The organism is Cuspidothrix issatschenkoi CHARLIE-1 (genome assembly GCF_002934005.1).
Taxonomy (GTDB): domain Bacteria; phylum Cyanobacteriota; class Cyanobacteriia; order Cyanobacteriales; family Nostocaceae; genus Cuspidothrix; species Cuspidothrix issatschenkoi.
The window spans coordinates 1-9,200 of record NZ_PGEM01000176.1 but is presented as its reverse complement, the minus strand read 5'-3'; the positions used below and the strand labels follow the sequence as shown (position 1 = coordinate 9,200).

General features: G+C 37.6%; 13 protein-coding genes and 1 pseudogene. 6 read left to right on the top strand and 8 right to left on the bottom strand.

The features are described 5' to 3' along the window. Positions 1–67: 67 nt before the first annotated feature. The 3 genes from coaBC to CUN59_RS19155 all read right to left on the bottom strand — a co-directional run bounded on the left by coaBC (position 68) and on the right by CUN59_RS19155 (position 2,347). Positions 68–1,279, bottom strand: a complete 1,212-nt coding sequence (coaBC, locus tag CUN59_RS19165; RefSeq protein ID WP_104389334.1) for a bifunctional phosphopantothenoylcysteine decarboxylase/phosphopantothenate--cysteine ligase CoaBC — start codon at positions 1,277–1,279, stop codon at positions 68–70. Positions 1,280–1,351: 72 nt separating this feature from the next. Further along, a complete protein-coding gene (gene isiD, locus CUN59_RS19160; protein ID WP_104389333.1) occupies positions 1,352–1,564 on the bottom strand; it encodes a protein IsiD in 213 nt (70 codons plus the stop codon). 156 nt (positions 1,565–1,720) lie between these two features. After that, positions 1,721–2,347, bottom strand: coding sequence for an alpha/beta hydrolase (locus CUN59_RS19155; protein WP_104389332.1), 627 nt, complete (start codon positions 2,345–2,347; stop codon positions 1,721–1,723). A gap of 260 nt (positions 2,348–2,607) precedes the next feature. Here CUN59_RS19155 and CUN59_RS19150 point away from each other — a divergent pair, with 260 nt between their 5' ends. Together CUN59_RS19150 and CUN59_RS19145 are read left to right on the top strand one after the other, a co-directional pair. Continuing rightward, positions 2,608–3,039 carry an NfeD family protein gene (locus CUN59_RS19150; RefSeq protein ID WP_104389331.1) on the top strand — a complete coding sequence of 144 codons (432 nt, stop codon included), beginning with the start codon at positions 2,608–2,610 and terminating at the stop codon, positions 3,037–3,039. Between the two features lie 61 nt (positions 3,040–3,100). Next, a complete protein-coding gene (locus tag CUN59_RS19145) occupies positions 3,101–4,078 on the top strand; it encodes an SPFH domain-containing protein (RefSeq protein ID WP_104389330.1) in 978 nt (325 codons plus the stop codon). Here the strand turns inward: CUN59_RS19145 and CUN59_RS19140 are convergent. Beyond that, positions 4,075–4,491, bottom strand: a complete 417-nt coding sequence (locus CUN59_RS19140) for a Fur family transcriptional regulator (RefSeq protein WP_104389329.1) — start codon at positions 4,489–4,491, stop codon at positions 4,075–4,077. The genes CUN59_RS19145 and CUN59_RS19140 overlap by 4 nt on opposite strands. A 143-nt stretch (positions 4,492–4,634) precedes the next feature. Here CUN59_RS19140 and purS point away from each other — a divergent pair, with 143 nt between their 5' ends. From purS to CUN59_RS19115, 4 genes are all read left to right on the top strand, one after another. Further along, entirely contained in the window at positions 4,635–4,913 is a 279-nt protein-coding gene (gene purS, locus CUN59_RS19135; RefSeq protein ID WP_104389328.1) for a phosphoribosylformylglycinamidine synthase subunit PurS, read from the top strand. A 187-nt stretch (positions 4,914–5,100) separates the two neighbouring features. Further along, complete coding sequence (gene purQ / locus CUN59_RS19125) at positions 5,101–5,772, top strand: phosphoribosylformylglycinamidine synthase subunit PurQ (RefSeq protein WP_104389327.1); 672 nt, start codon at positions 5,101–5,103, stop codon at positions 5,770–5,772. 91 nt (positions 5,773–5,863) lie between these two features. Next, entirely contained in the window at positions 5,864–6,154 is a 291-nt protein-coding gene (locus CUN59_RS19120) for a type II toxin-antitoxin system Phd/YefM family antitoxin (RefSeq protein ID WP_104389326.1), read from the top strand. A 193-nt stretch (positions 6,155–6,347) separates the two neighbouring features. Beyond that, positions 6,348–6,563: a type II toxin-antitoxin system RelE/ParE family toxin gene (locus tag CUN59_RS19115; RefSeq protein ID WP_243406995.1), complete on the top strand. Its 216-nt coding sequence runs from the start codon at positions 6,348–6,350 to the stop codon at positions 6,561–6,563. Between the two features lie 87 nt (positions 6,564–6,650). On the opposite strand, the gene CUN59_RS19110 is transcribed toward CUN59_RS19115, so the two are convergent. The 4 genes and pseudogenes from CUN59_RS19110 to CUN59_RS19095 all read right to left on the bottom strand — a co-directional run bounded on the left by CUN59_RS19110 (position 6,651) and on the right by CUN59_RS19095 (position 8,790). Then, the gene (locus CUN59_RS19110) at positions 6,651–7,076 is read right to left on the bottom strand and encodes a helix-turn-helix domain-containing protein (RefSeq protein WP_104389325.1); all 426 of its coding nucleotides are present in this window, start codon (positions 7,074–7,076) and stop codon (positions 6,651–6,653) included. Further along, positions 7,036–7,140: a type II toxin-antitoxin system HigB family toxin gene (locus CUN59_RS19105; RefSeq protein ID WP_243406996.1), complete on the bottom strand. Its 105-nt coding sequence runs from the start codon at positions 7,138–7,140 to the stop codon at positions 7,036–7,038. Before CUN59_RS19105 ends, CUN59_RS19110 begins: the two co-directional genes overlap by 41 nt. 120 nt (positions 7,141–7,260) lie before the next feature. Then, positions 7,261–7,536: pseudogene (locus CUN59_RS22540) on the bottom strand (XRE family transcriptional regulator); the annotation flags it as partial. 18 nt (positions 7,537–7,554) lie between these two features. Further along, positions 7,555–8,790, bottom strand: a complete 1,236-nt coding sequence (locus tag CUN59_RS19095; protein WP_104389324.1) for a protein kinase domain-containing protein — start codon at positions 8,788–8,790, stop codon at positions 7,555–7,557. Between the last annotated feature and the right edge of the window lie 410 nt (positions 8,791–9,200).

Here is a 9,200-nt window from a genome sequence, read left to right as displayed (position 1 = left end):
CTGTTCCCTGTTCCCTATTCCCTGTTCCCTGCTATATAAGTGTTCAACCGGACATGATTTTATTCTATTAAACAACAAAATCAAACAAATAATGCGCCATTTCTAACTTAGAACAAGCCGGAATTTCTACCTCTCTTCCTGACTTATCTAAAAACACCGCTTGATTATGATCACTCCCAAAACCACTATCAACTTTATCAATAGGATTCGCTACAATTGCATCTAATTTCTTTCTTTGCAATTTCTCTTTCGCAGGAGTAATAATATCGCCTGTTTGTGCTGCAAAACCTATTAAATATTGATGGGGTTGTTTACAATTTCCGATTTGGGCGACAATATCCGGTACTGCTGCTAGGGGAAGATGTTCGGGGAGCGATCGCTTGGGCAATTTTTCGGTACTATAATCTCTAGGCTTTACGTCTGCCACTGCGGCTGACATAATAATAATATCTGCATTGGCTAAATGCTTGAACATGACCTGCTGCATTTCCTCTGCACTAACTACCGCAATTGCTTCTACTCCCAAAGGTACTTCCCAACTGGCTGGACAATGGACTAATGTTACTTTCGCGCCTCTGTGTAGTGCTGCCTGTGCCAATGCTAAACCCATTTTACCAGTTGAGGGATTGCCAATAAATCGCACGGGGTCTAAATATTCTCGCGTTCCCCCAGCACTGATTAAAACCTGTTTTCCGGCTAAATCTCTGTTTCCTTGGGTGTGTAATAAAGATTGGATATAAACAAATATTTCGGCGGGTTCTGCCATTCTCCCAGCACCAATGCGATCGCACGCTAATAAACCCGATGCTGTACCCATACCATAAAACCTAGCATCTGTCAACAACTGCCGCCAATTTCTTTGCACCGCTACCTGTTCCCACATATCCGTATTCATGGCAGGTGCTAACAGTACAGGACAGGTAGAAGCGAGAACCGTATTTGTTAATAAGTTATCCGCCATGCCATAAGCTAATTTAGCCAAAGTATTAGCAGTTAAAGGCGCGATGACAATTAAATCAGCCCATTCACCCAACTCGATATGTAAAGGACGAGAATAGATAGGTTGCCAAAAATCGTTATCTGTGTAAGCTTGATGACGAGATAAAGTAGCTAAAGTTAAAGGAGTGATAAATTCTTGGGCAGATATAGTCAGAATAACGCGCAATTCTACCCCAGACTTAAACAAAGTAGAAACCAATTCACAAACTTTATAGGCGGCGATACCACCGCCTACACAAATAAGAACCCGTTTAGATTTGGTATTTCCAAATAATGGCATTTTGGGGCAAAACTTCAATTATCTATGTTTTTAACCCATCCTACCCAATCTAAAATCCAAAATCTAAAATTTTCAGCCTTCGTCGTAGGGTTCTAAATCCAAGAGGTAAATATAGGGTTCTACTAACTCTGGACGCTGAAAAGCAATTGCCCGGAGTAGATGCCAATCATTGAGACCCTCAAAAGCATTACTGTAATTATCTAGTTCCAGACGTGTAGCCAATTCTTTCACCTCTGTGGCAGTCATCGCAGAAATTTCTGTTTTGGAAATGCTTAGAGTTTTCATAATGCTTGCCCCTCCCTTTTGCAGCAACTTGCATTCAGCCTAGGGTGGAGTTGCTCTAAAAGCTTCCACCTCATCTATCTTACTCATTAATGAGACGGAAATTTGTAAAATTTTTTCCGATTTTTCGCAGAATTTGTAAAAAGTTTGTAACTTTAGTTAACGAATTGTGTTAATAACAAAAGTGCGTAAGACTTCTAACATTTGTAAATTAATTTCATGTCCCATTTCAAATTCATGATATTCCACTGCTACCCCTAGAGATTGTGCCACTTCTCTAGACTTAATTGCTGCCTGGAGGGGAACAACTTCATCCTGTGTCCCGTGCATGATTAATGTAGGAGGAAAACTGCTTTGTTGCAGCTTGGCTATATCTGGGTGTGGATACCCACTCATCACAACTAAACCAGCCAAAGGTAAGGTTAATCCTACATCTAAAGTCATCGCCCCACCTTGAGAAAATCCGCTTAAAATGGTGCGTGATAATGGTATACCTGTATTACTTTCTAAGGATAGCAACCAATCTATTAGCAGTTGTCTACTTTCTGTTAAGCCATCATACATATTTTCTGTTCGCAGATCATACCATGCCTTACCTGTATCAGCATAAGGATGGGGATAGGGGGCATTTGGTAATAGAAATTCACACTCAGGTAAGTTTACATAAGGGATTAAAGATGCAACGTCTTGGGCATTTGCACCCCAACCATGTAAGCTGACAATTACAGCAGTCGGTGGTTGCTTTGCTGGTGGAGAAACCCTAATAAAATCCAATGTTTGAGTCATGACTGATGAAATGGGGAATTAATGCAGATACAGTATACCGCGTCTTAATCCAGTACAGATTTCCTAACTTTTTTAGCTATTCTGGACATTTTTTAATTTTAGGATGTACTACAGGAATCAATAATTAACCGCGAATAAACACGGATAAATAATATAAGTTAAAACAAAAGCGGCAGAATGGAGAAGAAGCAAAGCTGTTTTTCTGTAAATAGTCCCTGTGTCTGTGTATTCAAATAAATCTATTGTAAAGGAAAAGCGTTATGCCAAGTTCTACTTTAATTTGGCTGTTGGCTGGATCGGTTCTGTGCTTAATTGAGCTTTTGTTACCGTCGGCGTTTGTTTCCTTCATGATGGGAATTAGTGCGTTAACGGTAGGGCTTTTATCTTACTTGGGTGTGGGTAATTTGTGGATACAAGTTGCAATTTGGTTGTTATTGTCAACTATGCTAGTTATCCTTTGTCGGCGGTTTTTGCAACCACGACGACGGAAATCGAAAATTCAAGATGCCTTAGTTGGAGAAACTTTAACGGAAATTTTACCAGGAGAGGTAGGGAGGGTACTATATGAGGGTAATTCTTGGCGAGCAAGATGTGATGATGACAAAATCAGCTTGTCACCTCAACAAATGGTTTATGTGGTGCGAAGGGAGGGAACAACTTTAATTGTGATGCCAGATAATTTGTTGAGTTAGTAGTTGTGAGTTGTTAGTTCTTGTTTTGATGGTTAATAGCAAAAATTAGCAGAAAATTATTATGGAACAGTTTTTTTTACTTGTTTTTTTAGCGCTTGGTGGTTCGGCTGTTGCCGGATCTGTGCGGGTTGTGAATCAGGGAAATGAAGCTTTGGTAGAAAGATTGGGTAGTTATAACAAAAAAATGCAACCAGGGCTAAATTTTGTGATCCCTTTTATTGATAAAGTTGTTTATGAAGAAACTATTCGAGAAAAAGTTTTAGATATTCCGCCCCAAAAGTGTATTACCCGCGATAATGTGGGAATTGAGGTGGATGCTGTGGTTTATTGGCGGATCGTAGATATGGAAAAAGCCCGCTATAAGGTGGAAAATCTGCAATCAGCTATGGTGAATTTGGTATTAACTCAAATTCGCGCCGAAATGGGACAATTGGAGTTAGATCAAACTTTTACGGCGCGTACCCAAATTAATGAACTGTTATTGCAGGAGTTGGACGTTTCTACTGATCCTTGGGGTGTGAAGGTGACGAGGGTGGAGTTACGAGATATTGTTCCTTCCCAAGCGGTGCGGGAGTCAATGGAGTTACAAATGTCGGCGGAACGACGCAAACGGGCATCTATTTTAACTTCGGAAGGTGATCGAGAATCTGCGGTGAATAGTGCTAGAGGTAAGGCTGATGCCCAAATTTTAGACGCTGAAGCCCGACAAAAATCACTAATTATGCAAGCAGAAGCTGAACAAAAAGCAATCATTCTTAGGGCGCAAGCAGAACGTCAACAACAGGTTTTAAAGGCACAAGCGATCGCCGAATCAGCAAAAATTATTGCCCAAGAAATGAAGGCTAATCCCAATGCTCAAAAAGCGGTTGATGTGCTGTTAGCTTTAAGTTATTTGGATATGGGGACGACTATCGGTAAAAGCGATAGCAGCAAAGTTATGTTCATGGATGCTCGCAATATTCCCGCTACTTTAGAAGGCATCCGTTCTATTGTCTCAGATAATGGCGGTGATCCCAAACCCCTTTTTCCCAGCAATTAAAGACAACGAGAATCTGTAGGGGCGGGGTTTTCCCGTCCTTGACATTGGTTGCACAAGCCAAAAAACTCTAGGGTGTGATAAAAAACTTTAAATTGATGGCTGGTTTGTAATTGGTTTTCTAGTTCATGGACAGGACATTGGTGAATGGGGATGGAAACACCGCATTGTAAGCAAGTTAAATGATGTTTATCTTGTTTAATTAAGCTATATACAGCTTCACCATTTGCCAAGGTTCGCACTTGTACTAAACCTTCTAATTTGAGGGCATCTAAGGAACGGTAAACTGTGGCTAAACCCATATTTTGATTTATCTTACGCAGTTCAACGTAAATATTTTGGGCAGAAATGCCTTGTTTAAGATTTTGTAGCAGGTTTAAAATCCGTTCTTGACTACGGGTGCGTATGGCTCTCATAAATTTTTGTTAAGTTTGTATCTATATCAGAAGTAATATCTTTTGGGAAGCAAGCTAGATGAATTACCCCTGTTCATTATATTTTTACTCAGTTGGAGCATAAAAGTTATAGGATAGCGATCGCAGCATTCAGCAAAAAGCCCGTGCAAATAAAATATTTAGCTAAAATTTTCGTGACGCTTCGGACTTCAGTTTTAGATCCTGCTGGTGTGGCTGTACAGTCTGGCCTCAAACAAATGGGATATGAAAACGTCGAACAGGTGAGAATTGGTAAATACATTGAATTAACTATTACCGCACCTGATGAAATGAAAGCGCGTCGAGACTTAAATCAAATCTGTGATCAAATGTTATCAAATCCGGTAATCGAAAATTATCGCTTTGATTTAATTGAGGTAGAATCACAAACTGGCGTATTTTGAAATTAGGTAATTGGTAATGGGTAATTGGTAATGGGTAATTGAAAATAAATATATTTGCCTGTTCCCTGTTCCCTGTTCCCTGTTCCCTGTTCCCTATTCCCAATTCCCAATTCCCCATTCCCTGTTCCCTATTCCCCATTCCCTATTCCCAATTCCCCATTCCCTATTCCCTTTCCTCCAACAAACAATGAAATTCGGTGTTTTAGTTTTTCCAGGGTCTAATTGTGATCGTGATGTTGCCTATGTTACTAGAGACTTGCTAGGACAACCAACGCGCATGATTTGGCATCAAGAGACGGATATTAGTGATATAGATGTGGTAATTGTCCCTGGTGGCTTTAGTTACGGGGACTATTTACGGTGTGGGGCGATCGCTCGCTTTTCTCCTGTGATGCAGGAAGTAGTCAATCATGCACAACAGGGTAAATTTGTCATCGGTATTTGTAACGGGTTTCAGGTATTAACTGAAGCTGGTTTATTACCTGGGGCGTTAACTAGAAATGAGAATTTGCATTTTATATGCGATCGCTCTCCCTTGAAAGTTGAGCGTAATAATTTACCTTGGACTCAAGGTTATGGGGAAGGAGAAACTATCACTTTACCTATTGCTCACGGAGAGGGGCGATTTTACAGTGATGAAACCACTTTAGCAGAAATCGAAGCCAACGGACAAGTTTTATTTCGTTATCAAGAAAATCCCAACGGTTCACTCAACAACATTGCGGGGATTTGTAATCTTCAAGGTAATGTTTTGGGCATGATGCCACATCCAGAAAGAGCAGCAGATCAAGCGTTAGGTAATAGCGATGGTTTGCGCTTGTTTCAGGGTTTATTGGGGAAGATAGCAGCTTTGGTTTAATAGATTCCCGGCTTCTTTGCGGAGTCGGGGATTTTTATATGTTTGTGTGATAACATTAAATTAGACGCAAATTTAGTGCGGAGTAATTCTGATGATTAATTTAAGTCGAGATATTCAGTCACTCTCAACCTTTAAACGCAATACGAATGAAATGATTAATCAGATGAAAGAAACGGGAAATCCTATAGTTTTAACAGTTAATGGAAAAGCAGAATTAGTAGTGCAAGATGCTGCTGCTTATCAACAATTACTGGATACATTAGAAAAATTAGAAACTCTCATCGGTATAAAGAAAGGATTAGAAGATATAGCCACAGGTAACACACAATCTTTAAATCAGTTTATTCAAGAAATGCAGCAAAAACATGGAATTTCAGGTTAAATTAACTGGTAATGCCAAACTAGAAATAGATAGGACTTACGCAAGATGTAACTACAACCCTGATTATTTCGTAGGGGTAATTCATGAATTACCCCTACTTTCGTTCTATTTTGCGTAAGTCCTAATAGAAACTGCATATCTTTGGTTAAAACAAGACAATCCTAATTATGCAGATCAATGATTTAGAGATTTAATGGATACTATTGCTACTTTGCAAGATAAACCTAAACGTTGCCCTTTTGCTAGAGAAAATGATGATTTTCCTCAAGAGATAAGACAACTTTTATATGGGAAAGGAAGAAATAAATACCGTGTAATTTTTACTGTTGAAGAGGATATTGTCTATATTCTTTATGTTCGTCATACTGCACAATCTTCTATTACATTCAATCCTCTTGATTTTGAGTAAACAACTTGGTTTGCGCTTGTTTCAGGGTTTATTGGGGAAGGTATTAGTATCAAATTCTTCTATTATTATTGGCAATCATTACATCAACTAAAAATTTTTTAAAAACACAAATGGAGAAACATGAAAGAAATTACTAAGTTTCTCGATTTGTTCAATGTTTAGGGGCTTTTTCTCTGAAAAAATATCAGATATTATCGTTTCATCGGCAAAAATTGGCATTAAATCTTTTGGTTGTAAATTCAATTCTGTCATTAATACTTTTAATAATTCTATTCCATAAATATCTGCTACAGGATAATTTTCTTCTTCATATTCAGATACTACTAATCCTAATAAATGCAGATAATCTCGTTCATCAGTAGTTAAAGTTTCTTGATCTAATAAAGAATCAATAATATTTTGAGTTATGGCTAGTTCTTCCTCTGAAGTGATTTTTTTGGGAGGAAAAGAGGTAATTAATTCTACATAAGTTTTAGGTGTACCAAGGGTCTTGTTTCCAATTTTGTTTGTCATATTCTGCATGGGTAAGGATATGGCGAATATAAACTTCTTGATATTGATAGTCTACTAAAGCTATCAGTCGATAATTAAGCTGTTACGCAGCTAGATCTAATAATCCTAATGTTGTTATTTCTTGTAGTGCGGGCATCTTGCCCGCAAGAATTATACAAATTAAATGCACAACAGCTTATTACCATTAAGCAATTTTTTGATAAACAACATTAATTTTAGGTTGAGATTTATCTGGCTGTTGATTTGTTACCATTATTTCTACATTTTGACCTAGTTTAATTAAATAACTTAATAAATTTTCAATGGTAAATTCTTTGAGAATACCGTTAGTTAAATTATTGACTTTTTCAATTTCTAAGCCTAAAATTTGTGCAGCTTGTTGGCGTGTGATTTCTTGCTGTTCTAAAATATCAGCAATGAGAGAAGCTAGTTTAACTTTGGCTAATTTTTCTTCTGCATTAGCAAATTGATCATCCGGTTAAATACTAATTGCCTTTTTATAACATTTTAATGCTTCTTCGTATTCTTTTAACTTCTCGAAGGCAACACCCCGGTTACACCAAACTTGATCATCGTCAGGTTTAATAGCAATAGCTTTATCATAAGATGCGATCGCTTCTCTGTATTTTTGTAACTTCTCGAAGGCAACACCCCGGTGATACCAAACTTCATGATTATCAGGTTTAATAGCAATAGCTTGATCGTAAGATGCGATCGCTTGTCTGTATTCTTGTAACTTCTGTAAGGCAACACCGCGATTATACCAAACTTCATGATCGTCAGGTTTAATAGCAATAGCTTGATCATAATATGAAATTGCTTCTTCATACTTTTGTAAATCAAATAATTGATTACGTTCCGTAAACCAATCTTCACTTGATTTATTTTCTAATTTAACAAATCCAAAAAGTTGATTTAATTCTTCTAATGCTTCCTTTGCATCTTTATAACGTTGTCTCCAATCATAACGCACCATTTTAGTAATAAAATGCTCTAATTTATTACTAACTGAAACTAAATTACTCCAAATAATTTCTCCATCCTCATCTTCTGATAATGTATTCAGAGAAATTCCAGTTAATCCTTTAATTACTGTCATCCCCAAAGCATAAATATCACTACTCAATTTCGGCTTACCATAACCCTGTTCTGAAGGCATATACCCATATGTTCCAATACCAACAGTCCGACTCGTAAAACCTGACTTTAAAGCAATTGTATTATTAATTTGTTTAACTAACCCAAAATCAATCAATACTAACTTTCCATTTTTGCGTCGCATGATATTGGCAGGTTTAATATCTCGGTGAATCACTTTATTTTCATGGACATAAACCAAGATTTCTAAAATATCTCGTAATAGTTGAATTACATCATTTTCACTTAACTTTTTACCAGGTATTATTTCTTGAGTTAAATCATATCCATCAATCAATTCTTGAATTAAATAGAATTGTTGTCCTTCCTGAAAATAGCTGAACAATTTAGGAATTTGATCGTGATTTTGTCCTAATTGATATAATATTTGTGCTTCTTGTTCAAATAAACGGACAATATCTGGGGCAATTTCTGTAGGTTTTAACCGCTTAACCACACAAACCGGTTTAGGAGTCACGGGAATATCTAAATCTTCTGCAAGGTAAGTTTCACCAAACCCACCTGCACCTAGTTGTTTGACAATCTTGTAACGTTGCCGGAGAATACTACCAATCATAGAATGTCGCTTTAATAACCCTATTTTTGTATATTATAACTCATAAACGATATAGTGGTATATTTATGTGGGGGGTTGCTGAATAAAGCTATAATCGGTTATTAATAGGGGTTTCGCGGATTTTAAGAACAAGCAAGTGCAAGGTTTTGGCAAATGGAGTCCCAAAACAGTTGCATTTTTCCTTGTCGAGTCGGATATGAGAAATTGAGGATATCCAGATAGTTGAAACTGTTCCCTGTTCCCTGTTCCCTGTTCCCTGTTCCCTGTTCCCTGTTCCCTGTTCCCTGTTCCCTGCTATATCATTTATGGACACAGTAAAAGAAGTCGGGGATCTGGGTATGAACGAGTGCTATAGCTGAATACTTACCGAACAGGGAATTTATCTGAGGGCAAAATGTAACTTTTCCAAT

Excerpts from the sequence above, each read along its gene's own strand:
- CUN59_RS19140 (WP_104389329.1), bottom strand. The coding sequence starts at position 4,491 with ATGAGAGCCATACGCACCCGTAGTCAAGAACGGATTTTAAACCTGCTA.
- CUN59_RS19155 (WP_104389332.1), bottom strand. The coding sequence starts at position 2,347 with ATGACTCAAACATTGGATTTTATTAGGGTTTCTCCACCAGCAAAGCAA.
- CUN59_RS19110 (WP_104389325.1), bottom strand. The coding sequence starts at position 7,076 with ATGACAAACAAAATTGGAAACAAGACCCTTGGTACACCTAAAACTTAT.
- CUN59_RS19145 (WP_104389330.1), top strand. The coding sequence starts at position 3,101 with ATGGAACAGTTTTTTTTACTTGTTTTTTTAGCGCTTGGTGGTTCGGCT.
- coaBC (WP_104389334.1), bottom strand. The coding sequence starts at position 1,279 with ATGCCATTATTTGGAAATACCAAATCTAAACGGGTTCTTATTTGTGTA.
- isiD (WP_104389333.1), bottom strand. The coding sequence starts at position 1,564 with ATGAAAACTCTAAGCATTTCCAAAACAGAAATTTCTGCGATGACTGCC.
- CUN59_RS19115 (WP_243406995.1), top strand. The coding sequence starts at position 6,348 with ATGGATACTATTGCTACTTTGCAAGATAAACCTAAACGTTGCCCTTTT.
- purQ (WP_104389327.1), top strand. The coding sequence starts at position 5,101 with ATGAAATTCGGTGTTTTAGTTTTTCCAGGGTCTAATTGTGATCGTGAT.
- CUN59_RS19150 (WP_104389331.1), top strand. The coding sequence starts at position 2,608 with ATGCCAAGTTCTACTTTAATTTGGCTGTTGGCTGGATCGGTTCTGTGC.
- CUN59_RS19120 (WP_104389326.1), top strand. The coding sequence starts at position 5,864 with ATGATTAATTTAAGTCGAGATATTCAGTCACTCTCAACCTTTAAACGC.
- CUN59_RS19095 (WP_104389324.1), bottom strand. The coding sequence starts at position 8,790 with ATGATTGGTAGTATTCTCCGGCAACGTTACAAGATTGTCAAACAACTA.